Source organism: Xanthobacter autotrophicus ATCC 700552 (assembly GCF_043194565.1).
In the GTDB taxonomy this organism is placed as follows: Bacteria; Pseudomonadota; Alphaproteobacteria; order Rhizobiales; family Xanthobacteraceae; genus Xanthobacter; species Xanthobacter autotrophicus_F.
In genome coordinates, this window is sequence record NZ_JBAFVS010000001.1 from 22,039 (window position 1) to 48,830 (window position 26,792).

Genomic DNA, 26,792 nt, shown 5'->3' on the forward strand with positions numbered 1-26,792 from the left:
GCAAGCTGGGCCGATGGCCGGCGGGAGGCCTCACACCACGTCGTCCGGGTAGCGGGCCTGCATCGCATTCATCAGGGAAGCCAGCTTCTCCAGCGCCGCCGCCAGCCGCGCCCGATCCGGAACGCCGCCGATGGAGATCCGCACCGCATCCGGGGCGGGGGCCGCGACGCTGAAGGCATCCGATGCCGTAACCCCCAGCCCCTCGCGCCGGGCCGCCTCCACCAGGCGGTAGCGGTCCCAGTGCGCCGGCAGGGGCTGCCAGAGGTGCAATCCGTTGCGATGCGACCGGGCCGCGGGAAACAGGCGCCGGGCCAGGTCCTGCCGCGCGGCGGCCTCCTCGCGCACCCCGTTGAGCAGCCGGGCGGCCTCGCCGCTGCGAATCCAGTCCGTCGCCAGCGCCGTCATGAGGGGGGCCGGCATCAGCACATGGGCCCTCAGGGCGCTGACCAAAGCGTCCGGCGCGGTGCCGGACGGCACCACCACGAAGGCCGTGCGCAACCCCGGCGTCAGCACCTTCGACAAGGTGGAGACGTAGAAGGTGCGCTCCGGCGCCAGCGTGGCGATGGGCGGCGGCGCCTCCGGCGCCAGCAGGGCATAGGGGTCGTCCTCGATGATCGTGAGACCGAGCCCGGCCGCCATGCGGGCGAGGGCCATGCGCCGCGCCAGGGGCACGGTCACCGCGGTGGGGTTCTGGATGGTGGGCGTCAGGCACAACAGGCGTGCCCCATGGGTCCGCGCCGCCTGTTCCAGGGCGTCCGGCAGCGGGCCGTCGTCGTCCGTGGCCACCGCAACGGGGCGCACCTGCCAGTGCCGCGCGGCCGCCAGCAGGCCGGGATAGGCGAGCGGTTCCGTCAGGATGACACCCTCCCGCCCGACGAGGCTTCCCATGAGGGCGGAAAGCGCGGACTGGGCGCCGGGGGCGACCACCAGCCGCTGCGGATCCACCGGACCCAGCAGCGGTTCGAGCCACGCGGCGGCGGCCATCCGGTCGGCGAGGGAGCCCGCGCCCACATGATAGCTCATGAGCAGGTTGGAATCGGCGCGCGCGAGCACCGAGGTGATCCCCCGCTGCATGAGGTCCGCAAGCCGGATCCCCTTGGGGGCCGGCGGGATGTTCATGCTGAGGTCCATCAGCGGCCCGCCCGGCTCCCGCCGGACCGCGATGAAGGAGCCGCGCCCGGTCACCGCGTCGATCAGGTTGCGCCGCCGCGCCTCCGCATAGGCGCGCGTGACGGTGGTCAGGTCCACGCCCAGTTGGTCGGCCAGCTTGCGCTGCGGCGGCAGGCGATCGCCCGGCCGCAGCCGTCCGGTCGCCACGGCCTCGGCAACGAGATCGGCGATCTGCAGATAGCGCAGCCCCCCGGCGGGATCGAGCGGCCGGATCCACGGCGCCGTCCTGTCTCCCCCCGCCATGCCGTCCAGCCCTCTCAAGCCATACAATTTGTAATATTGTCCGCAAACAATACCGCCTGCCGACGGGATGGAGCAAGAGTATCCCTCTGCACCGGCACCGCCTTGAGATCAGCCGTGGTTGCGCTGGAGTGTCGGCTCGGGTGGTTGGCCGACCGGCAGCTTTCCAGTTACGGCCAACGACCGCTGCCGTCTTGCCAAGCAAACCCCTATGGCGCTGGCGGGCCTGCGGGCGCTGGGCGAAGCGCAACCCGGCACGCTCGAGATCACCTCCGATCAGGCACGCTTTGGCCGCAGCGCTGGACGGGCGCACCGCCGAACGGCTCGGTCTGCCGCCGGTGGTGGACCTGACCCTGCGCACCGATGTGGACGGCTTGGTGGGCTCTGCGCCATAGCGCTACGATGATTGCCATCGTTGATGGCACCAGAGGGATCTGCGCGCACATCGCCAGCCACATTGACAAGTGGCACCCGCCCGCCAATGGTCGGTATAGAGCGCATCTGGAGCGCCTCCTGTCCGCGGCAAGGGAGATCCTCCCATCCAGTCATAGCGATATGATCTACGATCTTACGAATCCTTCTTCCGGCCTTTCGTAAGCGGACGTCAGGCGATGGGAAGGTAGGTTGAAGATGACCCGCGTCCTCACGCCCCGAACCTCTGTCGAAACCCTCCGCAAGGATGCCAAGCGTTGGCTCAAGGCGCTGCGCGCCGCCGAGCCGGATGCAAAACGCCGTCTGACGGCAGCGTGGTATACCGCACCTGCCGAACCCGGACTGCGTGACGTCCAGCACGCACTTGCCCGCGAATATGGCTGCGAAAACTGGATGGTGCTCAAGGCGGCGATCGCGGAGATGGCGCTGACCGGCAGCAATCGCGCAGACCGCCTCGACCGCCTGCTGCGCCACGGCTGGGACGGCGACACCAGGATCGCCCGGCGCATCCTCGATCTCTACCCCGACATCGCCCGGCACAGCCTGTTCACCGCCGTCACCTGCGGCGACCTGGCCGAAGTCAAGCGGCGGCTCGCGCGCGATCCCAAAGCCGCGACCCGGACCGGGGGGCGGCTCAATTGGACTGCGCTCGCCCATGTCGCCTATGGCCGCCTCGACGCCGACAATGCCGTGGCCATCGCACGCCTGCTGCTCGGCGCCGGCGCCGATCCCAATTTCCAGTTCGACGATGGCTGGGGCAGCCCGTTCAAAATCCTGACCGGCGTAATCTGGCTCGGCGAGCAGCACAGGCCGAGCCATCCCCAGGCCGAGGCGCTCGTCGACGTGCTGGTCGCGGCCGGCGCCGATCCTTTCGATCTTCAGGCCTTGTACAATATCGCCTGCGACCCCGGCGACGCCCGCTGGTACGAAAAGCTCTGGCGCCTGTGCGAGGCGCAGGGCACCGCGCATAAATGGAGCGACCCGGCGGCCGGACGGCCGGGCGGGAATCTGGAAATCAGCACGCTCGATTTCCTGCTCGGCAGCGCGGCGGGCCAGAACCATCTCGCGCGCGCCGAATGGCTGCTCGCCCATGGCGCCAATCCCGACACGATCCAGCCCTATCGCCACCAGTCGGTCCATGCGCTCGCCCAGATGTCGGGCTTTCTGGAGATGCTCGCCCTGCTCGAACGACATGGCGCGCAGCCTGCCGCGCTTGAGGGCATCCAGGCCTTCCAGGCGGCCAGTCTCGCGGGCGACGAAGACAGGGTCCGCGCGATGCTCGCCGCCGATCCGACCTTGATCGAGGATCCGTTGCCGTTGATCGCTGCCGGCGAGTTCGGCAATGCCCGCGCCGTCGCGCTGCTGCTGTCGCTCGGCGCCCCGGTCCACAATCTCGGCGAGGATGGGATCAGCCCGCTTCACCGGGCGGCGCAATCAGGGGCTATAGAGGCAGTCGACCTGCTCGTCGCGGCGGGCGGCGATGTCGATCTGCAGGAGCAGCGCTGGGGCGGGACGCCGCTGAGCTGGGCGGTCATGATGGGCCAGCCGCAGATCGCTGAACGCCTCGCTCCACTCAGCCGCGATCCTCGGACGCTGAGCTATATGGGGCAGACCGAAAGGCTCGAAACGATCCTGCGTGAGGACCCCGCAAGGGCCAACCTTGCCCTGCCCGATCCCGAGGGTCCGACGCCGCTGTTCATCCTTCCGCCCGACGATCCCGATCGCGCGGCCGCGGTCGCCCGCATCCTTCTCGCGCATGGAGCCGACGCTGGCTGGCGTAACGCCAGCGGCCGGACACCGATCGACTTCGCGCGCGATCAGGATTACCACGAGGCGGCAGCGCTGATGGAAGCAAGCATCGCTTCCAGTTGACCGTCGAGATTCGGCCAGCCGAGCGCTCCGTCGCCGGCCTGTGGGACGCAATTGGAAGACTCATCGACCGCTTCACGCCCCAGGAATGCCAAAACCTCTTCCACGCCGCAGGTTACCAACCAATTTGCTCGGATCGCCCTCTAAACTTAAGGAAAGAGAACGCGTTATCCGATCAGATTGCGATGCGATCTGATCGGCGCGTGCTCTCGCCACGGCGGTTGTTCCTGCCGCAGGACAAGGCCGCGCTCGCTGCAAAGATCCTCAACCGGGTGTGGGAGGCGGCCTAACGGTCGCGTCCCACCCGATCCCGCCTGATCCCGGCAAATCGCGCTTCGGTCCACCACGGACCACGACGAGCTAACGCACGTGCTGGGACAAGATCCGCAGCGCGAGGAAAGGTATATGTATTTTCAATTACTTATGCCTGATAGCTGGCGGAGAGAGAGGGATTCGAACCCTCGATACGGTTTCCCGTATACACGCGTTCCAGGCGTGCGCCTTCAACCACTCGGCCACCTCTCCAGCCGCGCGCGCCGAGACGCACGCAGAACCCTTCGCGGAAGGCGACCGCTGAAGGCAGGAGTGCTGCCCCAATCATCGGCCACTTCTCCGCACCGGGAGGGAACCCGGCCGCCGGACCTTGCGTCATCGCTTTCCAGGGGAACTCGAAGACCGGCAACACTTATACAGCGCTGCATACCGGCGAGGCGGCGGAATATAGCCGCTTGTTGCCATCTGGCAAGCCGTTATCGCACCGCTGCCCACAGGCCAGACCGCCGCACGCGGCGGGATACCCCGCGCGGCGCCAGGCCTGCACGCGGCGAAGGCTGAACTTGGCCAAAACGGAACTCGGCCAAGACGGAGCACTGCCAAGCCTGAACGCAATGAAGCCCGAGCGCAACGAAGCCGGAACGCGGTGAAGGCTGGCCGGGCGATCACGCCGCGCCGGAGCGAAGCCGTTCCGAATGCCCGGCCAATCCGCGCTCAATCGCGCAGCAGGTCGTTGATGGAGGTCTTGGAACGGGTCTGCGCGTCCACCCGCTTCACGATCACCGCGCAATAGAGCGAGGGGCCGGGCTGGCCGTTGGGCAGGGGCTTGCCGGGCAGCGCGCCGGGCACCACCACCGAATAGGCCGGCACCTCGCCCACGAAGATCTCGCCGGTCTCCCGGTCCACGATCTTGGTGGAAGCACTGATGAAGACGCCCATGGAGAGCACCGAGCCGGTGCGCACCACCACGCCCTCCACCACTTCCGAGCGGGCGCCGATGAAGCAGTCGTCCTCAATGATCACGGGACCGGCCTGCAGCGGCTCCAGCACGCCGCCGATGCCCACGCCGCCGGACAGGTGCACGTTCCGCCCGATCTGGGCGCAGGAGCCCACGGTCGCCCAGGTGTCCACCATGGTGCCCTCGCCCACATGGGCGCCGAGATTCACGAAGGACGGCATCAGCACCACGTTGGGCGCGATGAAGGCCGAGCGGCGCACGATGGCGCCCGGCACGGCGCGGAAGCCGCTCGCGCGGAAGTCCTTCTCGGTCCAGGACAGGAACTTGGAGGGCACCTTGTCCCACCAGTGGGCGCCGCCGGGGCCGCCGCCGATGGGCTCCATGTCGTTGAGCCGGAAGGAGAGCAGCACCGCCTTCTTCAGCCACTGGTTCACCGTCCAGTCGCCGTCGGCGCCCTTTTCGGCCACGCGGGCGGCGCCGCTGTCGAGGAGGGACAACGCCTCGTCGACGGCGAGACGCACCTCCCCCATGGTGGAGAAACCGATCTCGGCGCGCGCCTCGAAGGCGTCGTCGATAATGCGGGAAAGCGCGGCAAGGCGGGCGGCGTCGGCCATGGGGAGTTCTCCAGGTCGGCCGCACTCCCGCGCGGCCGGGCATGTCAATTCAGGGCGGGTTGAAAGGTCAGCCGCGTTCCTTCACGGCGACGAACTTGAGCTTGGGCCATTCCTCGATGGCGCGGTCCAGCACCCACTGGCTGCGGGCGAGATAGACCGGGGCCTCGTCGCGGTCGCGGGCGGTGGAGGACCGGTTGGCCTCCATGAAGCGCTCCACCTCGGTGCGCTCGCCCACGATCCAGCGGGCGGTGACGAAGGACACCGCCTCGTAGCGGATGGGCACGCCGTATTCCTTCTCCAGCCGGGCCGAGAGCACGTCGAGCTGGAGGGTGCCCACCACACCCACGATGGGCGCCGGATCGGAGACCGGCTTGATGACCTGAACCACGCCCTCCTCCGCCATGTCCTGCAGCGCCTTCTGCAGCTGCTTGGCCTTCATGGGGTCGGAGAGCAGCACCCGGCGCAGGATTTCGGGGGCGAAGTCCGGCAGGCCGTCGAAGCGGATGGTCTCGCCCTCGGAGAGGGTGTCGCCCACCCGCAGCATGCCGTGGTTGGGAATGCCGATGATGTCGCCGGCCACCGCCTCGTCCACCGTCTCGCGCTCCTGGGCGAAGAAGAAGATGGGGTTGGCGATGGCCATCTGGCGCTTCTCGCGCGGGTTGAACAGCTTCATGCCGCGCTTGAAGCGGCCGGAGCACAGGCGCACGAAGGCCACGCGGTCCCGGTGGTTCGGGTCCATGTTGGCCTGCACCTTGAAGACGAAGCCGGAGACGAGATCTTCCGCCGGCTCCACGGTGCGGCCGCGGGCGGAGCGCGGCAGCGGGCTCGGACCCACGTCGGCGAGGCCGAACAGCAGCTCGGCGACCCCCGCCTCCTTCAGCGCGCTGCCGAAATAGACCGGGGACAGGTGGCCCTCGCGGAACGAGGCCAGCTCGAACGGCGGCAGCACGCCGAGCGCCAGGGTCAGGCTTTCCACCGCCTCGTTGATGATGCGCTCCTCCACCCCTTCGAGGTCGATGAGGTCCTCCGGCGTCTCGAACGGCACCTCGCGCACCAGCGGGCCGCCGCGCTCGGTGGCGAGCAGGGCGCGCTTGTTGGCGATGTCGATGAGGCCGCGGAAGTCCACGCCCATGCCGATGGGCCAGGTGAGCGGGGTGAGGTCGAGGGCGAGGGTGGAAGAGACCTCGTCCATCAGGGCGATGGGGTCGAGGCTTTCGCGATCCACCTTGTTGACGAAGGTGAAGATGGGAATGTCGCGCAGGCGGCACACCTCGAACAGCTTGCGTGTCTGGCTCTCGATGCCCTTGGCCGCGTCGATCACCATCACCGCCGCATCCACGGCGGAGAGGGTGCGGTAGGTGTCTTCGGAGAAGTCCGAGTGGCCGGGCGTGTCGAGCAGGTTGAAGACGATGCCGTCGCGCTCGAAGGTCATCACCGAGGAGGTGACCGAGATGCCGCGCTGCTGCTCGATCTCCATCCAGTCGGAGCGGGTGCGGCGGCGCTCGCCGCGCGCCTTCACGTGGCCGGCCATGCGGATGGCGCCGGAGGCAAGCAGCAGCTTTTCCGTCAGCGTCGTCTTACCGGCGTCCGGATGGGAGATGATGGCGAAGGTACGCCGGCGGGCGAAATCCGGCAGGGACGCCGCCGCCGTGGAATGGGTCTCGTCGAGCATCGGGGCTATATAAGGCGAAACCGGATTTCGACAAACCGGGATGGCGGGGAGAGCGCGATGAATGACTGGTCAGGCAGAGGCACGGGCGGTGCCGGCAGTCGGCGGGCACCTCTGCGGGGCGCGGGGCTGCTGGTTGCGGCGCTGGTCGCCGGCTGGTGCGGGCCGGCGATGGCGCTGATGCCGCCTTATGTCTACGAGACGGCGCGGCGCGATGCGGCCAGCGTCATCGTCATCGCGGTCCGGAAGGTGACGCCGCCGCAGGAGAGCTACGGCGCCTGCACGGTCACCGGCACCGTCGCCCGGGTGGAGCGGGGCACGGCCTACAAGGCGGGGCAGGCGGTGTCCATCGCGGTGCCGTGCGCCCGGGCCGGCGCTTCCCCGCCCATCGGCGGCACCATGTGGCAACCGGTGGAGAGCCTCGAAAAAGCGCGGTTCGGCCGCGCCTACCTCGATGCGGCGGGACAGGTGGTGCTCTCCCAGTATGAGCAGCTGGCAGCGGCCCCCTGACGGCGCCGCCCGGCGGCCGGGGCATGCTTTGTGCTTGGTGGGGGGGTGTGAGGACCCTTGGGTGGAAACCCGCCAACAGCACGGCAGTCATGCCGGGGCGGAGGACCGACGACCAGTGATCCGTCCTCTGTGGCGCCACAAAGGCCACAACGCCCGGAGGAACACGACATGACCTCGCTTGCCCCGGAGGTCCGCTGCGACCCGACGCCCGACGTAAGGCCCGACTTCGCCCCCCTCGATTATCCCGCGCTGGACGCGGCCTATGTGTCGCCCACCTATCTCAGGACCCCGCTGCGGGAATTCCTGCTGACCACCGATCGCGGGCTCTACTGGCTCCGGGCGCCCGCCGGCATCGGCAAGACCCTGTTCGTGCGCGGCATCATCGCCCGGCGCCCGGGGCGCGACCCTGCCGTCCTCGAGGGCATCGACAGCACCATTGCCAGCGACATCAAGGCCATCGGCATCCATGTGCAGGGACCGCTGACGCCGCAGGCGCTGGCGGCGGCGCTCAGGGATGCGGTCACGGCGGAATTCGGCGTCGTGCTGGCGGAAGGCTCAGGCGCGGAGCCGACGCAAGCGGATGTTCTCGCCCTGCTGGGCGCGGCGCGCGAGCATGTGACGACCACCGGCGCCAAGCGGCTGCTGGTGGCCATCGACGGCCTGGACATGATCGGGGACGCGGGCGCCATCGCGGTGCTCCCCGCCGCCGCGGCCATGCCGCCGGGGGTGGTCCTGCTCCTGACCTCGCGGCCCGCCGCGGAGTGGCCGCAGGATGTGTTCGCGGCGACCGCGGCGCAGGTGGGCGGCGGGGCGGTGGTCCGGGACGTGGGCTATGAGGACAGCGTCTATACCGACATGCTGCGCGGCTATTTCAAGAACCAGATCCGCCCCCTGATGCGCAGCCGCGCCGTGGCGCACCTCACGCACCTGCTGGAGACCAAGGCCTCCTTCGAGCGCGGCGGGCGGGACAACCGGCTGACCAATGATCCCGTGCTGCGGGATGCCCTGAAGGACGACTGGAAGAAGCTGACCAACAAGTATCCGCGCTATTCCGGTATCCAACTGCCGGTGGTGCCGCTGGCGGAGTTGCTGGACCAGTTCGACCAGCTGTGGGTGGACCTCATGGACCGGTCGGACCACCGCTTCGACGACCTCTCCGCGATGATCCGCGCCCTGGCGGCCGGCTCGCTCCAGGTCGAGGAGGTGGCTGGATTGCCCAAGGGGGTGGACCTGCGCGCCCGCCTCGGGACAGTGTAGGTCCGGTCCGCGTCATGACTCCGCGTCATGACATTTGAGTGTACCGACGGGCGACGAGGCAAGCCTGCGCTGCTCTCGACGCCGGTCAAGACCCTGGCCCGCCGGAATCAACCGGCGCGGGCCAGCTTTACGCGCGGCTTGCCACCTGCAGGCGGAAGGCCCTGCGCCTGCGGGTTCGCAAGCCGCGTCTCGCAGATCAATCGCCCTGGCCGGGCTCCGGCGAAAACAGCTCTTCCTTGCCCGGCTTGCCGTCCCACTCCTTGGCGTCGGCCGGCGGGTCACGCTTGAGCGTGATGTTCGGCCACGCCTGGGCGTATTCGGCGTTGAGCGCGAGCCACTTCTCGAGACCCGGCTCGGCATCCGGCTTGATGGCCTCGGCCGGGCATTCCGGCTCGCAGACCCCGCAGTCGATGCATTCGTCGGGGTGGATGACGAGCATGTTCTCGCCCTCGTAGAAACAGTCCACCGGGCACACGGACACGCAATCCATGTACTTGCAGCGGATGCAGTTCTCGGTGACGACGTAAGTCATGGACAATCCCTTTCGAGGGCCTCGGTTAGCGCAGGCCGGCGCGCCGTTCAAGCGCATGCAAGGCCGCAGCCACCATTACCCGTCACGCTTCTGTTATTTCATCGAAAAGCGCGCGTGCCGATGTAGCATCTCCCCGCCGCTGCGAAAAGCCAGTGATTCGCAACACGCGCACGGTCCGGTCGAGCGCGATGGTGAGCACCTGCCCGGCCCGGGCCTGTTGGGACGGGCTGGTGACCCGCGCGCCGTCGAGCCGGACGTGACCGGCGCGCACCAGATCAGCCGCGGCTTCCCGGGTGCGCACCACGCGGGCATGCCAGATCCAGCGGTCGAGCCTCTGCCGCTCCGCCGGATCCGTCACCTCACCCGTCACCTCACTTGCCCGCGCTTCACTTGCCCGCGCTTCACTTGCCCTTCTTCTCCGCCTCCATGCGCGCCTTCAGCGCGGCCAGGGCGGCAAACGGGCTGTCCGGATCCGCCGGCTTGTCGCGCCGGCGCTCCTGCTGCGGCGGACGCTGGTCCGCACGCTGATCGGCGCGATGCTCGGGACGCGGGCCGCGATTGCCCTCGCCCTCCCGCGGGCCGCGGAAGGGACGGTCGCCCCGGGGCGGACGCGGCGCGCGCTCGCCCTCGACGCTGGGCGCTCCGGCCGGCGCGGCGGGTGCCTCGACAGGACGGCGATGGGGCGGACGGCCGTCGCGCCGCTCGCCGCGGCGCTCATTGTCCTTGCCACCCTCGCGGCGTTCCCCGTCCTTGCGCTCGCCGCCGAAACGGCGACCTTCGCCGGCCGGACGCTCGCGACGGGGCGCGCCCGGCGGACGGCCGGGACGCCACACCTCGATCATCTCGGGCTCGGCAGGCGCGCCTTCCACCGTCTCCGGACCACCGGGCACGGCAGGTGCGCTGACCTCGGCCGCCACCTCGGCGGTGGTGGGGTCGCCGGTTTCCTCAAGGACCTCAACCGCCGCTTCCGCCTCGATCTCGTCGGCGATGACGGCGTCCGCCTCTTCCGGCTCGGAAACATCCGGCTCGGAAACGTCGGATTCGGAAACCGCGGATTCGGAAACGTCGGACTCGGTCACCTCGGGGGCAGCCTCGGCCGCGACCGCCTCGGAGGCCGGGGCCTCCAGCTCGACAGCCTCGATCTCGACTGGCTCAATCTCGACTGGTTCGATCTCGACCGCCTCGACCTCAGCAGCCTCAACCTCGGCCTCCTCCACGGGCGTGGCCTCCGCAGGCGGCGCGTCGAACAGCAGGTCGGCCTCGATGGCCCCTTCCGGCAGGGGCGCGAACTCAACCGGCGCCGGTGCCGCGGCGGGGGCCTCTGCCTCCGGCGGCGGCGGCAGGCGGCGCTCCATGCGGTAGCCCAGCGACTTCAGGATGGAGGCGAAATCCTCCCCCGAGCAGCCGGCCAGCGAGGTCATGCCCACGGTCACGGTGAAGCCGCGCCCGTCCACCGCGCCCGCAGGCTTGGGGCCGGCAGAGCCCGGCCGCCACGCCAGCGCCGGGCGGATGAGGTCGGCCAAACGCTCCAGGATGTCCACGCGCACGGCGCGCTCGCCGCAGACGCGGAAGCCCACGGCGCGGTAGAGCCCCTTCTGGACCTCGTGGTCCACCGGGATGGAGGTGCGCCCGGACGCTGCAAGGTGCGGCAGCTCGTCGAGGCCCTTCTGGGCGAGGCCGCCGTGCTTCAGCGCATAAAGCTCGGCCGCGAGCGAACGCGGGGCGGGCTTCAGCAGCGCCGGCAGATAGATGTGATGGGCGCCGAAGCGCACGCCATAGCCGCGCAGGGTGGCGCGGGCGGCCTGGTCGAGCCCCTTCACCTCCTCGGACACCCGGGCGCGCTCCAGCACGCCGAGGCTCTCGACGATCTGGAAGGCGATGCCACGGGCGATGCCGGTGATGTCCTCCGCCGTGCCGAGCTTGGTCAGAGCGCCGAGCAGCTTTTCGATGTGGGCCGAAAGCCACAGGGCGATGCGCGCATCCACCTGGTCGCGGACCGTGCCGGTGAGATGCTCGTCGGCGATGATCTTGAAGCGCGGCTTCAGCACCTCATCGCCGGGGATGAGCTTGGCCACCGCCTCCCCCGTCCAGCGGACGGTGCCGTCGAACGTGAGCACGAAGGCCTCGTCCACCGCCTGGGCGACGCGGGCGGCGCGCTGCTCGATCTCGCCCGCCAGCGCCTTCTGGGCAGCGGCGCGCAGGGCCTTGGCCTCCTCCCCGCCCGCCGCCGGATCCGGGGCGAACTGGAAGCCATGGAGATGGCCGATGACATGGCCTTCAACGGTAACGTCACCGGTCTTGCTGATTTCAGTTTCGAGCATCGTGTTCTCTCGCAGGCGCCGCATGAGCACGCTGGTTCGCCGGTCCACGAAACGCTGGGCCAGCCTTTCGTGCAGTGCGTCCGACAGCTTGTCTTCGACCCCTCTCGTGACGCCTTGCCAGTGCCCCGGATCCTTGAGCCAGTCGGGCCGGTTGGCCACGAAGGTAAGGGTTCTCACCTGCGCGATCCGGTTCGACAACGTGTCGATGTCGCCTTCTTGGCGATCGGTCAAGGCGATTTGACGCGCGAACCACGTATCGGGGATAAATCCGCCCCCCGAAAGGTGCCCGAAAAGCGTTGCCACCAGCTCCGCATGGGCTCCCGGAGACACCTTGCGATAATCCGGTACCTGGCACGCGTCCCACAGCCTTTCCACATCGGAAGGCGAGGCGAGGCGGGCTGTCACCTCCGTGTCGCGGCTCATGATTTCGAGCACGGCCACGTCGTCGGCGACCGGCGCGCGGGTCAGCCCCTCCTCCCTGGGAAGCAGGGAGAGGCTGGCGAGAAGCGCCGTGGCGGAGCGGAAATCCGGGACGGCGTTGCGCCATTGCAACACCTTCGCGGTGTCGAACACATGCTCTTCCAGCCGGCCCACCAACTCCTCGTCGAAGGGCGGGCAGCGCCCGGTGGTGCCGAAGGTGCCGTCGCGCGTCGCCCGCCCGGCGCGGCCGGCGATCTGCGCCATCTCGGAGGCATTGAGCTTGCGGAACTGCCAGCCGTCGAACTTGCGGTCCGAGGCGAAAGCCACATGGTCCACGTCGAGGTTGAGGCCCATGCCGATGGCATCGGTGGCGACGAGGTAATCCACGTCGCCGCTCTGGTAGAGCTCGACCTGGGCATTGCGGGTGCGGGGCGAGAGTGATCCCATCACCACCGCCGCCCCGCCGCGCTGGCGGCGAATGAATTCGGCGATGGAATAGACCTCCTCCGCCGAGAAGGCGACGATGGCCGAGCGCCGGGGCAGGCGGGAAATCTTCTTCTCGCCGGCGAAGGTGAGGGTGGACAGGCGCGGACGCACCACGATGCTCACGCCCGGCAGCAGCTTCTCGATCAGCGGGCGCATGGTGGCCGAGCCGAGCAGCAGCGTCTCGTGCCGGCCACGCCGGTTCAGCATCCGCTCGGTGAAGACATGGCCGCGGTCCAGGTCGGTGGCGAGCTGGATCTCGTCGATGGCGACGAAGGACACGTCCAGGTCCCGCGGCATGGCCTCCACCGTGGAGACCCAGTAGCGCGGGCTTTTAGGCTTGATCTTCTCTTCGCCGGTGACGAGGGCCACCTTGTCCGCTCCCACCCGCTCGACGATGCGCTGGTAGACCTCACGCGCGAGCAGGCGCAGCGGCAGGCCGATGATGCCGCTCTCGTGGCCCAGCATGCGCTCGATGGCGAGATGGGTCTTGCCCGTATTGGTGGGGCCGAGAACCGCGCTCACCCCCCGCGCCCTCACGTTGCGCGGCAGCACGGCCCATTGGGTGACATCATCCATCGGCTGAATTTCGGTCCACTCGGGTGTCGGGGTTCTGTAGCATATCGGGACAGGGCGACCATGGCGAAAGGGGGGCCGTGAACATTTGCGAACGCAAGGGGAGCGAATCGCCCGCGGCCGCCTGTTCACGCCGCGTTCCCAACCGCTCTGCGTGGCGGCGCGATGGGGTCAGCATGCGCAGGGGCGGCCGGCTGTCCCGGATCGGGACGAGCAGCGTCGCCGGCGCGAACAAAAAGGAAACGAAAGCCGCGCGAATCACAGGCTGTGGAAAAGCCCCTTTTGTTCCACTCCCGGCGACGGCGGGACGGGCCGGCCCACCTGCCTGCCCCAAGGCGGCACGAGCAGGCGGCACGGTCGGCCGGGACCGCCAGCCGGGGGACGGCCACCGCTAAGCTATCGTCAGACCCTTGACTTCATGCGCCTTTTCGGCCCCATGAAAAAACGTCGTAGACGGACGGCGACACCTCAGGAGGCGGCTGGTGTTTCTCACGTGGGCAGAACTTTCCTCCCCGGCCATTGCCGCCCTGGACAAGACGCGCCTCGTCGCCGTCCTGCCTGTGGCTGCCGTTGAGCAGCACGGCCCGCATCTGCCGCTGGGAACCGACCTGTTCATCGCCGAAGGCTATATCGAGCGCATTGCCGCCCAGGTCCCGCGCGATCTGGATGCCGTGTTCCTCCCGGTGCAGGCGGTGGGCAAGTCCGACGAGCACATCACCTTTGCCGGCACCCTCACCCTGTCGCCCGCCACCGCGCTCGCCGCGTGGGTGGAACTGGGAGAGAGCCTTGCGCGCGCCGGGGTGCGGCGGCTGGTGCTCATGAATACCCACGGCGGCAACGTGCCGGTCATCGACCTCGTGGCCCGCACCCTGCGCGTGAAGCATCGCATGCTCGCCGTCACCTGCTCCATGCACCGGTTCGGCTATCCGGTGGGCCTGTTCACCGAGCATGAGCGCGCCCACGGCATCCATGGCGGCGAAATCGAGACCTCGCTCATGCTCGCCTACCGCCCCGAGCTGGTGGACATGACCCATGCGGGCGACTTCACCCCCTACAGCGTGGCCATGGAGAGCGAATTTGCGCGGCTTCGGGCCAACCACCCGGTGGGCTTCGGCTGGCTCGCCGAGGATTTGAGCGCCGATGGCGCCATGGGCGACGCGCGCGGCGCCACCGCCCTCAAGGGCGAGGCGGCAACGGAATTCGGCGCGCGGGCCTTCGTGGAGCTGCTGAAGGACGTGGCAGCCTTCGATCTGGAGCGCTTCGACCACCACGTTTGAGACCAACGGCCCCGGTCTGCGACCGAAGCCGAGAGGGTTTCGCTCAGGCGCCGCGCGGGCTCAACACCAACCGCCCCGGTCTGCGACCGGGGCCGAGAGGGTTTCGCTCAGGCGCCGCGCGGGCTCAACACCAACCGCCCCGGTCTGCGACCGGGGCCGAGAGGGTTTCGCTCAGCGCCGCGCGGGCTCTTCCGCCGCCGCGATCAGCTCCGGCAGGCGGGCGCGGTTCAGCGCCAGCCATTGCAGGGCGATGATGAGGAAGCCGTTGATGCAGCGCCCCTGCGCGATGGCGGCAAGCGCCTCGTCCACCGGCACGGCGAACGGCTGCGTCATCTCCGTCTCGTGCCGTGCCCCGGCCCGCGCCGGCAGCGCCCCGGCATCGAGGATGCCGAGGAACATGAGGGCGAATTCGTCGGTCACGCCCGGCGTCGGCGTGAAGCTGAGCATGGGCAGGACGAGGCGCGGCTCCACGCCCGTCTCCTCGATGCATTCGCGCACCGCCGCCGCTTCCGGGTCCTCGCCCTCTTCCACCAGCCCGGCCACGATCTCCACCATCTCGCCCCGCCCCCGGGACAGATGGGCGGTGAGGCGGAACTGGCGGATCAGCACCACCAGGTCCCGCTCGGGATCATAGCCGAGCACGCCCACCACGCGCCCGCCACGGACGATGTCGCGCACCTGGGCGTCGGACGTGCCGTCGTCATGGTGCAGCACAAGCCGATAGCGCTCATAGGGCCGGAAGCCCTTGGCCAGCAGCTCCGGCCCCTCCACCTCCGCCCGCGCGGGGCGATCCTCCATGAGGAACGGGTCGCGCCCCGTCACTGGCGCACCACGCCCTGGCCGGCGATCTCCAGGTTGAAGGCGGCGGCGAACAGGGCCCGCGTATAGGCTTCCTTCGGCTGCTCGAACACGGTGCGCGCCGGCCCCTCCTCCACCATCTTGCCGTCGCGCATGACGAGGATGCGGCTCGCCAGCGCCGAGACCACACGCAGATCGTGGGAGATGAACATGAAGGTGAGGTCGCGCTTGCGCTGGAGCGCCCGCAACAGGTCCACGATCTGCGCCTGCACGATCATGTCGAGGGCGCTGGTGGGCTCGTCCAGCACCACGAAGGACGGCTCCAGCGCCATGGCGCGGGCGATGGAGACGCGCTGGCGCTGGCCGCCGGAGAACTCGTGCGGGTAGCGGTGCCGGCTTTCGGGATCGAGCCCCACGTCCTCCAGTGCCGCCACCACCCGCGCTTCCCGCGCCTCGGCGGACAGGCCGCGCTGGTGGACCAGAAGCCCCTCCCCCACGATGTCGCTCACCGACATGCGCGGGGACAGCGCGCCATAGGGGTCCTGGAACACGATCTGCATGTCCGAGCGCAACGGCCGCAAGGCCTTGAAGGACAGCCCGTCAATGCGCTGGCCAAGGAAGGCCACCGGCCCCTGGCTGGAAATGAGGCGCAGGATGGCAAGGCCCAGCGTGGTCTTGCCGGAGCCGGATTCCCCCACCACACCCAGCGTCTCGCCGCGGCGGATGGCGACGGAGACGCCGTCCACCGCCTTCACGTAACCCACCGTCTTGCGCAGGATGCCGCGCTTGATGGGGAAGTGCACCTTGAGGTCGGTGGTCTCCACCACGATGGGCGCGTCGGGGACGGTGGGGGCGGGATCGGGTCGCGGCTCGGCCTTCAGCAGCGCCTGGGTGTAGGGGTGGCGCGGATGGAGGAAGGTTTCCTCAGCCCCGCCCTGCTCCACGATCTCGCCCCTTTGCATCACGCACACCCGGTCGGCGATCTTGCGCACGATGTTGAGGTCGTGGGTGATGAACAGCATGGCCATGCCGAGGCGCGACTGAAGCTCTTTCAGCAGCTTCAGGATCTGCGCCTGCACGGTCACGTCGAGGGCGGTGGTGGGCTCGTCGGCGATGAGCAGGTCCGGTTCGTTGGCGAGCGCCATGGCGATCATCACGCGCTGCCGCTGGCCGCCGGAAAGCTGGTGCGGATAGGCGGAAAGCCGCTCCTCCGGCTTGGGGATGCCCACCTCGCCCAGAAGCTCCAGCGTGCGCGCCCGCGCGGCGGCGGCGCCCATGCCGCGGTGGAGGGTGAGCATCTCCACCACCTGCTGCTCGATGGTGTGGAGCGGGTTCAGCGAACTCATGGGCTCCTGGAACACCATGGTGATCTTGTTGCCCCGTACCGCCCGCAGCTCGCGCTCGGGGACGGCCAGCAGGTCGCGCCCCTCGAACAGGATGCGGCCCGAGGGATGGCTGGCTGCGGGATAATTCAGCAGCTTCAGGATGGAGAGCGCCGTGACCGACTTGCCGGAGCCGGATTCGCCCACCAGCGCCAGCGTCTCCCCCTTGGCGAGGGCGAAGGACACATGCTTCACCGCCAGCGCCTGCCCGGTGCCGCTGGGATCATCGGCCCGGCGGAAGGCGACGGAGAGGTCTTCGACGGAAAGGAGGGGCTGGGTCATGGGGCCATCTTTATAAAGGCGGCAAGATCGATTTCATTCGGATCGGTGAGCTTGATCTCGGTCGCTCCGCCCCATCTCTTGTCTGCCGTTACGACCGCGTCGCACCCGGAGAATTCAGCTGTTGCGATATGGATTGCGTCCGGCAGCTTGACGCTCATCCTCTTGTTGCGGACCCGTGCCGCCAGCCCGAGGATCTCTCTTGTGATCGGGATGGTCCGAATCTGACTCGCCGCGCCGCCGGCAAGCAGATTGTTGTAGGCAACGATAAGTTTGAAGTCCTGCTCGCGGAGCGGCTTGACGAGAACTTCCGCAAGGGTGAGCTCGCTTGTCAGGATCGTGGTCCCCACCCCGGACGCGGACACCGCTGCATCGCGAAAATCATCGGCCACGAACGCCTGCGCCTCCACGATCTGGATGATGGTGTTCGCATCGAAATAAAGCCGCACGACCCGTCAGTCCCATTCGTCGCGCAGAGCGCGAATGCGGGTGACGGCCTCCTCCGACGTCACGTTCCGAGGCCCCACCAAAGCCCTGATTTCTCGGAGCGTCATCGGCTGCGGGTGGCTCAAGATGTCCGCGACCTTGGCGTCGAAGCTCTCCGCATCGAGCTTCGCCTCTTCCTCCACCGTGATGGTCACGGTCTGGCCCACGGCAAGGCCCTCCCGCAGATCCTCCGGCAGCTTCTCCACCGGGTAGTGCTCGCGCACGATCCTGTTCATCGCCTTCACCCGATCAAGCCCATTTTATCCTACCACACCTCACGAGAAGGTCTTGCGCGGGTCGAAGGCGTCGCGCACCGCCTCGCCCACGAAGATCAGCAGGCTCAGCATGAGTGCCACGGTGAAGAAGCCGGTGAGGCCCAGCCACGGGGCCTGGATGTTGTTCTTGCCCTGGGACAAAAGCTCGCCCAGCGAGGCCGAGCCCGGGGGCAGGCCGAAGCCGAGGAAGTCCAGCGCCGTCAGCGTCATCACCGACGATGAGAGGATGAAGGGCAGCATGGTGAGCGTCGCCACCATGGCATTGGGCAGCATGTGCCGGGTCATGATGGTGAGGTTGCCCACCCCCAGCGCGCGGGCCGCCTGCACATATTCGAAATTACGCGCGCGCAGGAATTCCGCCCGCACCAGCCCCACCAGCGACACCCACGAGAACAACAGCAGGATGCCCAGCAGCACCCAGAAGCCCGGCACCAGCACCGAGGAGATGATGAGCAGCAGGTAGAGCGAGGGGATCGCCGTCCAGATCTCGATGAAGCGCTGGAACAACAGGTCCATCCAGCCGCCGAAATAGCCCTGCACCGCGCCGGCCGCCACCCCGATCACCGACGAGATGAGGGTGAGCGCGAGCCCGAACAGCACCGAGATGCGGAAGCCGTAGATGAGGCGAGCCACCACGTCGCGGCCCTGGTCGTCGGTGCCGAGCCAATTGTATTCGAGGCCAGAGCAGCCGCTCACCCCCTTTTTCTCCGCCACCGTTTTGCATTGGGCCTCGGTGAGCATCCACGTGGGTGGCGAGGGCGCCGGGGTGGGCAGGTCCAGGTTGTGGGTGGAATAGGAAAAGCGGATGGGCGGCCAGATCATCCAGCCGCCCTTCTCCGCGATCAGCTTCTGCAGGAAGGGATCGCGATAATCGGCGTCGGTCTCGAAGTCGCCGCCGAAGGCGGTCTCCGGATAGGCGCGCACCACGGGGAAGTAATAGCCGCCGTCATAGGAGACGAGGATCGGCTTGTCGTTGGCGATGAATTCGGCGCTGAGGCTGATGACGAACAGCACCATGAACACCACGAACGACCAGTAGCCGCGCCGGTTGGCGCGGAAATTGGCGAGCCGCCTCCGGTTCAGCGGCGAGAGGTCGAAGCGCCCGCGGGGCCTGGCCGCCCCCGGCGGCTGGAGCTGGCCGTGGGGCACGTCGCGGGCGGCGGGCACGTCGGTGGGCTCGCCGGGCTGGAGCAGCGGGACGGCGTCCATGGCTCAGACCTCCCGCGTCTCGAAGTCGATGCGCGGATCGACCAGCATGTAGGTGAGGTCCGAGATCAGGCCGACGATGAGCCCCGCCAGCGAGAAGATGTAGAGGGTGGCGAACACCACCGGATAGTCGCGGTTGAGCACGCTTTCAAAGCCCAGCAGGCCGAGGCCGTCCAGGGAGAAGATGGTCTCGATCAGCAGCGATCCGGAGAAGAAGGCGGCGATGAAGGCGCTGGGGAAGCCCGCGATCACGATCAGCATGGCATTGCGGAAGACGTGGCCGTACAGCACCCGCCCCTCGCTCAGCCCCTTCATCCGCGCGGTGGTGACGTACTGCTTGCGGATCTCCTCCAGGAACGAGTTCTTGGTGAGCAGCGTCATGGTGGCGAACGCCCCGAGCACCATGGAGGTCAGCGGCAGCACCAGGTGCCAGGCGTAGTCGGCGATGCGTTCCGGCCAGCTCATCTGCCAGAAGTTCTCGGAGGTCAGCCCGCGCAGCGGGAACAGGTCGAGGAACGAGCCGCCGGCGAACAGGATGATGAGCAGGATGGCGAACAGGAAGGACGGGATCGCATAGCCGACGATGATCACCGCCGAGGTCCACATGTCGAAGCGCGAGCCGTCCCGCATGGCCTTGGAGATGCCCAGCGGAATGGAGATGAGATAGGTAAGCAGCGTCATCCACAGGCCCAGCGAAATGGAGACGGGCATCTTCTCCCCGATCAGCTGCAGCACGCCGATGTCGCGGAAATAGGAGCGGCCGAAATCGAAGGTGGCATAGTCCTTGATCATCTTCCAGAAGCGCTCGTGCGCCGGCTTGTCGAAGCCGAACTGCTTTTCCAGCTGCTTCACGAAGGCCGGGTCCAGCCCCTGCGCGCCGCGATATTTCGAGCCGGCCCCATCCATGGCCGCGCCGGCCTGGGCAGCGGCGCCGGCGCCCGAGAAGTCCCCGCCCCCGCCGGACACGCGGGAGGTGGCGGACACGTCGTCGCCGGTGAGCTGGGCGATCACCCGCTCCACCGGGCCGCCGGGGGCGAACTGGATGACCACGAACGACACCAGCATGATGCCGAGAATGGTCGGCACCATCAGGGCTATGCGGCGGATGATATAAGCGAGCATCACGTCTCCCGATCCGGTCGGACGGTGCAGCCAAGCCGGCGCACCGTCAACCGCCCACCCTCCAGCCCCCAAGCCTCAGCCACCAAGCCTCACCCGCCGCGCGCCGGCTCCGGGCCCGTGCTCCACCAGGTGTCGAGTGCGCCCAGATCGTAGCGCGGCTTTGTGGCGGGGCGGGCGAACTGGTTCCAGTAGGCGATGCGGTGCTGGCCGGAATACCATTGGGGGATCCAGTAGCGCCCGGCGCGCAGCACCCGGTCCAGCGCCCGGCAGGTGGTGACGAGGGCGGCCGCGTCCGGGGCGGCGAGCGCCGCGTTGATGAGCCCGTCCACCGCCGGGTCGGCGATACCGGCCACGTTGTAGGAGCCGCGGGTGCGCGCCGCCTCGGTGGAGAAATAGGCGCGCAGCTCGTCGCCCGGATAGGGCGCGAAGGAATAGCGCCGCACCACCATGTCGAAGTCGAAGCCTTGCAGGCGCAACTGGAACTGGGCCGGGTCCACGACGCGGAAGGTGGCGTCGATGCCCACCTTCTTCAGGTGGCCAATGAAGCGGGCGGTGTGCCGCTCCATGCCACCGTCATTGTCCAGGAACTCGATGGTGAAGGCTTCGCCCCTGGCATCCACCAGCTTGCCCTGCTGCACGCTCCAGCCGGCTTCCTTCAAGAGGTTCAGGGCCTGCCGGCGCAGGGCGCGGTCCTCGCCGGTGCCGTCGGAGGCGGGCGGCACATAGGGCTCGCCGAACACCTCTTCCGGCAGGCGGTCGCGGAACGGCTCCAGCAGCTTCAGCTCGGCCGGCGAGGGCAGGCCCTGCGCCATCATCTCCGAATTCTGGAAGAAGGAGACGGTACGGGTGTAGCTGTCATACATCAGGTTCTTGCGGGTCCAGTCGAAGTCGAACAGGAGCCCGATGGCCTCGCGCACGCGCCGGTCGAAGAATTTGGGGCGGCGGGTGTTGAAAAACCAGCCCTGCACGCCGGAGAAGGAATTGTCCGGCAGGGTCTCCACCTTCACCCGCCCCTCTCGCACGGCGGGGAAGTCATAGGCGGTGGCCCATTCGCGGGCGGTGAATTCCTCGCGGAACAAATAGGCCTTGGCCTTGAAGCCTTCCAGCCCCGCCACCCGGTCGCGGAAATATTCGTAGCGCACCGTGTCGAAGTTGAAGCGGCCCTTCATCACCGGCAGGTCGCGGCCCCAATAGTCGGGCACCCGCTCATATTCGATGAAGCGGCCCTGCTCGAACCTCTTCACCCGATAGGGTCCCGAGCCCAGCGGCACCTCCAGCGAGGACTGGTTGAACGGGTGTTTGGCGAGGAAGGCCCTGGAAAAGATCGGCAGGCCGGCGGCGGTGAGCGGCACGTCGCGGGCGCGGCCGGGGCGAAAGCGCATCACCACCTCGCCCGGTCCGTCCGCCTCCACCGCGGTGAGGTCGCGCAAGGCCATGCGGATGGTCTCGTAGGCGTCCGCCTTGAACGCCTCGAACGTGGCCACCACGTCCGCCGCCGTCACCGGCGTGCCGTCATGGAAGCGTGCCTCGCGCCGCAGCTTGAACCGATAGGTGAGCCCTTCGTCGGCGATCACCACGGAGCCGGCGAGGCGGCCATACATGGCGCTCTTCTCGTCGCCGGCGGCGGTCATGAGCGTGTCGTAGATCAGCTCGATGCCCTGGGCGCCGTTGCCGCGCTGGTTGTAGGGGTTCAGCGTGTCGAAGGTGTTGAGCGACTGGTTGTAGAAGGTGGCCCGGCCCATCTGGGAGAACGGCCCGCCCTTGGGCGCATCCGGGTCCACATAGTCGAAATGGGTGAAGCCGTCGGGATAGCGCAGGTCGCCGAAGAACGACAGGCCGTGCCGCTCCACCGCGGCGGCGGAGGCCGCCCCCTCGCCCGCCGCCGCGTCCTGCGGCGCGGCCTGCCCGCGCGCCATGGCGGGCAGGAGGGTGACGGCGGAGGCGGCGGACAGCAGCAGCGTGCGGCGCGACAGGCTCATTTGCCGGCCCCGCCGCTGGTCGCCCCGCCGCTGGCCGGGCCGACCGCATTCACCTTGGCCGCCTTGGCCGGATCGAACCACCAGATATCCGGAAAGGCGAAGGAATAGGTGGGCAGGGTCTCGGGATGGGCGAAGCGGTCCCACCGCGCCGTGCGGGTGTAGTTCAGCGTCCAGGCGGGCACGACATATTCGTTCCACAGCAGCACGCGGTCGAGGGCGTGGGTGGCGGCCACGAGGTCGGCCCGGTCGGTGGCGTAGATCACCTTCTCGATGAGGGCATCCACCGCCTTGTCCCGGATGCCGGCGAGGTTGCGGGAGCCTTCCCGGTCGGCGGCCTCCGTGCCCCAGTACTCGCGCTGCTCATTGCCCGGCGAGAGCGACTGGCCCCAGCCGGAGACGATCATGTCGAAGTCCCGCGCCCGCACCCGATTGATATATTGGGAAGAATCCACAAGGCGGATGGTGACGGTGATGCCCAGGCGTTCCAGCGCCGGCTTGTAGAACACCGCCACCCGCTCCATGGCCGGGCTGGAGATGAGCAGTTCCAGGGTGAAGGCCTCGCCCTTGGCATCCACCAGCTTGCGGTTCTTGATGTCGAAGCCGGCGTCCTTCAGCAGGCGGGCGGCCTCGCGCAAATTAGCACGCCGTGAATCTTCCGTTCCACTCTCGGGATTGGTGTAGGCGGTGGTGAACACCTGCGGCGGCACCAGATCCTTCACGCCCTTCAGGATCTCCAGCTCGCGGCCCTGCGGCAGGCCGGAGGAGGCGAGCTCCGTGCCGGAGAAGTAGGAATTGATGCGCTTGTACTGGCCGAAGAAGAGGGTGTGGTTCATGCCCTCGAAATCCAGCGCATAGTTCAGCGCGCGGCGCACCCGCGGATCCTTGAACTTGTCGCGCCGCAGGTTGGGAATGAAGGCCTGCATGATGCCGGAGGCCCGGTTCTCGAACATTTCGAGCACCACCCGTCCATCCACCCGCGCCGGGAAATCATAGGCCGTGGCCCAGTTCTTGGCGGAGGATTCGGTGCGGTAATCATAGGTGTCGGCCTTGAAGGCCTCCAGCATCACCGTGTCGTCGCGGAAATACTCATAGCGGATCTCGTCGAAATTATCCTTGCCCACATTCACATTGAGGTCCTTGGCCCAATAGTCCTTCACCCGCTCGTAGGTGATGGAGCGGCTGGGCACGAAGCTCTTGACCCTGTAGGCGCCGGAGCCCAGCGGCACCTCCAGCGAGCCCTGGGTGATGTCGCGCGGCTTGCCGGAGGCGTCGGTCCCGGTCCACCAGTGCTTCGGCAGGACCGTGAGCTGGCCCACGATCTGCGGCAGCTCGCGGTTGCCGGCCTGATCGAAGGTGAAGGTCACGTCGCGCTCGCCGGTCTTCTCCGCCTTCGCCACGTGGCTGTAATAGAAGCGCTGGTTGGGATTGTTTTTGGTCAGCGCCTCGAAGGAGAACACCACGTCGTCGGGGGTGATGGGGGTGCCGTCGTGCCACTTGGCATCGGCCCTGAGGCGATAGGTGACGGAGGAGAAATCGGCCGGGTGGCTGGCGCCCTCGGCGATGAGGCCATACTCGCTCGACACCTCGTCATAGGAGGAGGTCATGAGCGTGTCGTAGATGAGAGTGATGCCCTCCGCCGGCGTGCCCCTCGGCACCACGAAGTTGAAGGTGTCGAAGGTGCCGTCTTCGGCCAGGCGCAGCAGGCCGCCCTTGGGCGCCGCCGGATTCACATAATCGAAATGGGGAAAGCCGGCGGGATATTTCAGCTGGCCCATGAGGGAGAGGCCGTGGCGGAACACCGGCGCTGCGCTCTCCCCGGCGGCGGGAGCCACCTGCGCCTGCGCTAGGCCGCCCGGGGCGACCGCGGCCCACGCCACGGCTGCGAGGACGGCGAAGCGGCGAACGGACGGCAGGCGCATCGGTATCTCCAGATCGGGAATACAGGTCGGGACTTCAGCGATCCCGGCAATAGCCGATTATGACACCGCGGGCGACGGCAGAAACATGGCGGTGGCCGAACCGGAGGGACACCGCGCACCGCCCGCCCATGGCGGTCCGGGGGCGATCCGAGGGCGATCTGAGCCCTTGGGCACAAAAAAGGCCGATCCCGCGGGGGATCGGCCTTCCATTTCGACACCCGGCGATGCGGATGACAATGGCGTGAAACGGCGGGATACGCCGCCAAAGGCGGCGCGTGCCCGCAGCCCTACTTCGCCGCCGTGGGCAGCGGCTTGGGGGCGTGGGAGAGGCTGTTGAGATAGGCGATGAGGTCCGCCCGCTCGGCTTCCTTCGCGATGCCGGCGAAGGCCATGGCGGTGCCGGGCACCGCGGTCTTCGGGCTGGTGATGAAGGCGTTGAGGAGCTGCGGCGTCCACTCGCCGCCCTTCGCCTTCATGGCGGCGGAATAGGCGAAGCCGGCCGCGGACGCCACCGGGCGACCCACGATGGCGTAGAGGTCCGGACCCACCTTGGCGCCGGCGCCTTCCTGGAAGTTATGGCAGGCCGCGCACTTCTTGGCGACGGACGCGCCCTTCTCGACGGAGGCGGTGGCGAACAGCTGTTCGATCGGCACTTCCGCGGCCTTGGCCGGGGCGGCGCCGCCGGCGGCGCCTTCCTGCACGACGATATCGAAGCCGGGCTTCGCAGGCGCTTCGGGCGCGAACAGGATCTGCGACACGATCCCCAGCCCGATGGTGAGCGTCAGGGTGCCCAGAATCGCACCTAGAATTTTGTTCAATTCAAAAAAGTCCATCGGCGCTTCGCCCCTCGGAGCCCTTGATCCTCGCCGCCGCGGCGCATGGGATGAATGATCCGGCCCGGCGTGCAAGCATGTCGATGAGCGGCGCGCGAAGAACCCCCGCGCACCGCCGGCGACACTAACCACTTTGATCCGAGCGAGGCAACCCGTATAAGGCGCGCCCCAATGCCACTCCCCGCGCCCCCTCGGACGCGGCCCGAAGGGAGCCGCCGCCGACCATGCACCCCTCCACGTCCCCCGCTCTCTCCAGCGAACGCGTGCTCGTGCTGATCCCGGCGCGGATGGCCGCCAGCCGCCTGCCGGGCAAGCCGCTGGCCGACGTGGGCGGGCGCCCCATGATCGTGGAGGTGGCGCGGCGCGCCGCCGCAGCCGCCATCGGGCAGGTGGCGGTGGCCACCGATTCCGAGGAGATCGCCGCCGCCGTCCGGGGCGCCGGCTTCACCGCCGTCCTGACCCGCGCCGACCATCCTTCCGGCTCCGACCGGATCTTCGAGGCGCTGGGCGCGCTCGACCCCGATGGCATGGTGGACGTGGTGGTGAACGTGCAGGGCGACCTGCCCACCATCGCCCCCGACACCATCCGCCGGGCGCTGGCGCCGCTTGCCGAACCGGCGGTGGATATCGCCACCCTCTGCGCGCAGATCGTGGAGGCGGAGGAGCGCACCGACCCGAACGTGGTCAAGGTGGTGGGCTCGCCCCTGGCTAACAACCTGTTGCGCGCACTCTATTTCACCCGTGCCACTGCGCCCTTCGGTGACGGACCACTTTACCACCACATCGGCCTCTACGCCTATCGCCGGCCGGCGCTTGCCCGATTCGTCTCCCTCGCGCCTTCGGTGCTGGAGCAGCGCGAGAAGCTGGAGCAGCTGCGGGCGCTCGAAGCCGGCATGCGCATCGACGTGGCAGTGGTGGACGCGGTGCCGCTGGGGGTGGACACACAAGCCCATCTCGACCGCGCCCGCGCGATTCTCGCCCAGGAAACGGCCGAACGAAATCGCCGAGCAGAAGTGAGGACGTCATGATCCGCCGCATCACCTTCCAGGGCGAGCCGGGCGCCAATTCGCACATCGCCTGCCGCGAGGTGTTTCCGGATTTCGAGGCGGTGCCCTGCGCCACCTTCGAGGACGCCTTCGCGGGGGTCGAGAGCGGGGCGGCCACCTACGCCATGATTCCCATCGAGAATTCGGTGGCGGGCCGGGTGGCGGATATCCACCACCTGATGCCCCAGTCGTCCCTCTCCATCATCGGCGAACATTTCCTGCCGCTGTCGCACCAGCTCATGGCGGTGAAGGGGGCAAGCCTCTCCACCCTCAAGAGCGTGCAGAGCCACGTGATGGCGCTGGGCCAGTGCCGCAAGGCCATCCGTACCCTCAACCTGACGGCGGTCATCGGCGCCGATACCGCCGGCTCCGCCCGCGAGATCGCGGAAGCCGGCGACCTGAGCCGCGCCGCCATCGCCTCGCGCCTCGCCGCCGACATCTACGGGCTCGACATCCTCGCCGAGAACATCGAGGACGAGGCCCACAACACCACGCGCTTCATCATCCTCGCCCGCGGCGGGGAATGGGCAACCGCGGGCAACGGGCCGGTGGTCACCACCTTCGTGTTCCGGGTGCGCAACGTGCCGGCGGCGCTCTACAAGGCGCTGGGGGGCTTTGCCACCAACGGCGTGAACATGACCAAGCTCGAATCCTACCAGCTCGACGGCCGCTTCACCGCCACCCAGTTCTATGCCGACGTGGACGGCCACCCGGATGACCGGCCGGTGAAGCTGGCGCTGGAGGAACTCGCCTTCTTCTCCCGCGAGATGCGCATCCTCGGCGTCTATCCCGCCCATCCCTACCGGGCGCAGTTCGCGGCGGCGCAGGAAACGTTTTGATCCCGGACGCGCCGGTGCGGTCCGGGT

22 protein-coding genes and 1 tRNA gene are annotated in these 26,792 nt (G+C 68.4%); 7 read left to right on the top strand and 16 right to left on the bottom strand.

Translation table 11 applies throughout. The annotated features are described in order from the left end of the window. Positions 1-30 precede the first annotated feature (30 nt). Positions 31-1,413 (bottom strand): aminotransferase-like domain-containing protein, encoded by a 1,383-nt coding sequence (locus V5F48_RS00110; RefSeq protein ID WP_394038851.1) that lies wholly within the window; start codon positions 1,411-1,413, stop codon positions 31-33. Positions 1,414-2,040: 627 nt separating this feature from the next. Here V5F48_RS00110 and V5F48_RS00115 point away from each other — a divergent pair. Both V5F48_RS00115 and V5F48_RS00120 read left to right on the top strand, forming a co-directional pair. Then, on the top strand, positions 2,041-3,714 hold the full coding sequence (locus tag V5F48_RS00115; RefSeq protein ID WP_394038853.1) for an ankyrin repeat domain-containing protein: 1,674 nt from the start codon (positions 2,041-2,043) through the stop codon (positions 3,712-3,714). Then, positions 3,711-4,001: a hypothetical protein gene (locus V5F48_RS00120; RefSeq protein ID WP_394039504.1), complete on the top strand. Its 291-nt coding sequence runs from the start codon at positions 3,711-3,713 to the stop codon at positions 3,999-4,001. The genes V5F48_RS00115 and V5F48_RS00120 overlap by 4 nt, the downstream gene beginning before the upstream one ends. Before the next feature lie 145 nt (positions 4,002-4,146). On the opposite strand, the gene V5F48_RS00125 is transcribed toward V5F48_RS00120, so the two are convergent. The 3 genes from V5F48_RS00125 to V5F48_RS00135 form a co-directional block, all read right to left on the bottom strand. Further along, positions 4,147-4,236 (bottom strand) — tRNA-Ser (locus V5F48_RS00125). Positions 4,237-4,698: 462 nt separating this feature from the next. Continuing rightward, positions 4,699-5,556, bottom strand: a complete 858-nt coding sequence (gene dapD / locus V5F48_RS00130; protein WP_394038855.1) for a 2,3,4,5-tetrahydropyridine-2,6-dicarboxylate N-succinyltransferase — start codon at positions 5,554-5,556, stop codon at positions 4,699-4,701. A 67-nt stretch (positions 5,557-5,623) separates the two neighbouring features. Continuing rightward, positions 5,624-7,228 carry a peptide chain release factor 3 gene (locus V5F48_RS00135; RefSeq protein WP_394038857.1) on the bottom strand — a complete coding sequence of 535 codons (1,605 nt, stop codon included), beginning with the start codon at positions 7,226-7,228 and terminating at the stop codon, positions 5,624-5,626. A 57-nt stretch (positions 7,229-7,285) separates the two neighbouring features. Here V5F48_RS00135 and V5F48_RS00140 point away from each other — a divergent pair, with 57 nt between their 5' ends. Next, complete coding sequence (locus V5F48_RS00140; RefSeq protein WP_394038859.1) at positions 7,286-7,735, top strand: hypothetical protein; 450 nt, start codon at positions 7,286-7,288, stop codon at positions 7,733-7,735. A gap of 168 nt (positions 7,736-7,903) precedes the next feature. Then, a complete protein-coding gene (locus tag V5F48_RS00145) occupies positions 7,904-8,992 on the top strand; it encodes a hypothetical protein (protein ID WP_394038861.1) in 1,089 nt (362 codons plus the stop codon). A gap of 196 nt (positions 8,993-9,188) precedes the next feature. Here V5F48_RS00145 and fdxA read toward each other — a convergent pair whose 3' ends face one another. The 3 genes from fdxA to V5F48_RS00160 form a co-directional block, all read right to left on the bottom strand. Further along, the gene (gene fdxA / locus V5F48_RS00150; protein WP_394038863.1) at positions 9,189-9,524 is read right to left on the bottom strand and encodes a ferredoxin FdxA; all 336 of its coding nucleotides are present in this window, start codon (positions 9,522-9,524) and stop codon (positions 9,189-9,191) included. Between the two features lie 82 nt (positions 9,525-9,606). Beyond that, positions 9,607-9,894, bottom strand: a complete 288-nt coding sequence (locus tag V5F48_RS00155) for an RNA-binding S4 domain-containing protein (protein ID WP_394038865.1) — start codon at positions 9,892-9,894, stop codon at positions 9,607-9,609. A 31-nt stretch (positions 9,895-9,925) separates the two neighbouring features. Further along, positions 9,926-13,327 carry a helicase-related protein gene (locus V5F48_RS00160; protein ID WP_394038867.1) on the bottom strand — a complete coding sequence of 1,134 codons (3,402 nt, stop codon included), beginning with the start codon at positions 13,325-13,327 and terminating at the stop codon, positions 9,926-9,928. Positions 13,328-13,806: 479 nt separating this feature from the next. Here V5F48_RS00160 and V5F48_RS00165 point away from each other — a divergent pair, with 479 nt between their 5' ends. Beyond that, positions 13,807-14,601: a creatininase family protein gene (locus V5F48_RS00165; RefSeq protein ID WP_394038869.1), complete on the top strand. Its 795-nt coding sequence runs from the start codon at positions 13,807-13,809 to the stop codon at positions 14,599-14,601. A 171-nt stretch (positions 14,602-14,772) separates the two neighbouring features. On the opposite strand, the gene V5F48_RS00170 is transcribed toward V5F48_RS00165, so the two are convergent. The 9 genes from V5F48_RS00170 to V5F48_RS00210 all read right to left on the bottom strand — a co-directional run bounded on the left by V5F48_RS00170 (position 14,773) and on the right by V5F48_RS00210 (position 24,880). Further along, complete coding sequence (locus V5F48_RS00170) at positions 14,773-15,423, bottom strand: NUDIX domain-containing protein (RefSeq protein WP_394038871.1); 651 nt, start codon at positions 15,421-15,423, stop codon at positions 14,773-14,775. Continuing rightward, the gene (locus V5F48_RS00175) at positions 15,420-17,063 is read right to left on the bottom strand and encodes an ABC transporter ATP-binding protein (protein WP_394038873.1); all 1,644 of its coding nucleotides are present in this window, start codon (positions 17,061-17,063) and stop codon (positions 15,420-15,422) included. Before V5F48_RS00175 ends, V5F48_RS00170 begins: the two co-directional genes overlap by 4 nt. After that, the gene (locus V5F48_RS00180) at positions 17,060-17,509 is read right to left on the bottom strand and encodes a type II toxin-antitoxin system VapC family toxin (RefSeq protein ID WP_394038875.1); all 450 of its coding nucleotides are present in this window, start codon (positions 17,507-17,509) and stop codon (positions 17,060-17,062) included. The genes V5F48_RS00175 and V5F48_RS00180 overlap by 4 nt, the downstream gene beginning before the upstream one ends. A 6-nt stretch (positions 17,510-17,515) precedes the next feature. Beyond that, positions 17,516-17,782: a hypothetical protein gene (locus V5F48_RS00185; protein ID WP_394038877.1), complete on the bottom strand. Its 267-nt coding sequence runs from the start codon at positions 17,780-17,782 to the stop codon at positions 17,516-17,518. Positions 17,783-17,821: 39 nt separating this feature from the next. Next, positions 17,822-19,030, bottom strand: a complete 1,209-nt coding sequence (locus V5F48_RS00190; RefSeq protein ID WP_394038879.1) for an ABC transporter permease — start codon at positions 19,028-19,030, stop codon at positions 17,822-17,824. Positions 19,031-19,033: 3 nt separating this feature from the next. Beyond that, a complete protein-coding gene (locus tag V5F48_RS00195; RefSeq protein ID WP_394038881.1) occupies positions 19,034-20,149 on the bottom strand; it encodes a microcin C ABC transporter permease YejB in 1,116 nt (371 codons plus the stop codon). A gap of 89 nt (positions 20,150-20,238) precedes the next feature. Beyond that, positions 20,239-22,128, bottom strand: coding sequence for an extracellular solute-binding protein (locus V5F48_RS00200; RefSeq protein ID WP_394038883.1), 1,890 nt, complete (start codon positions 22,126-22,128; stop codon positions 20,239-20,241). Then, positions 22,125-24,047: an extracellular solute-binding protein gene (locus tag V5F48_RS00205; protein ID WP_394038885.1), complete on the bottom strand. Its 1,923-nt coding sequence runs from the start codon at positions 24,045-24,047 to the stop codon at positions 22,125-22,127. The genes V5F48_RS00200 and V5F48_RS00205 overlap by 4 nt, the downstream gene beginning before the upstream one ends. Positions 24,048-24,334: 287 nt before the next feature. Further along, entirely contained in the window at positions 24,335-24,880 is a 546-nt protein-coding gene (locus V5F48_RS00210) for a c-type cytochrome (protein ID WP_394038887.1), read from the bottom strand. A 224-nt stretch (positions 24,881-25,104) separates the two neighbouring features. Here V5F48_RS00210 and V5F48_RS00215 point away from each other — a divergent pair, with 224 nt between their 5' ends. Both V5F48_RS00215 and V5F48_RS00220 read left to right on the top strand, forming a co-directional pair. Beyond that, complete coding sequence (locus V5F48_RS00215) at positions 25,105-25,908, top strand: 3-deoxy-manno-octulosonate cytidylyltransferase (protein WP_394038889.1); 804 nt, start codon at positions 25,105-25,107, stop codon at positions 25,906-25,908. After that, positions 25,905-26,765 carry a prephenate dehydratase gene (locus tag V5F48_RS00220; RefSeq protein WP_394038891.1) on the top strand — a complete coding sequence of 287 codons (861 nt, stop codon included), beginning with the start codon at positions 25,905-25,907 and terminating at the stop codon, positions 26,763-26,765. Before V5F48_RS00215 ends, V5F48_RS00220 begins: the two co-directional genes overlap by 4 nt. Positions 26,766-26,792: the final 27 nt, after the last annotated feature.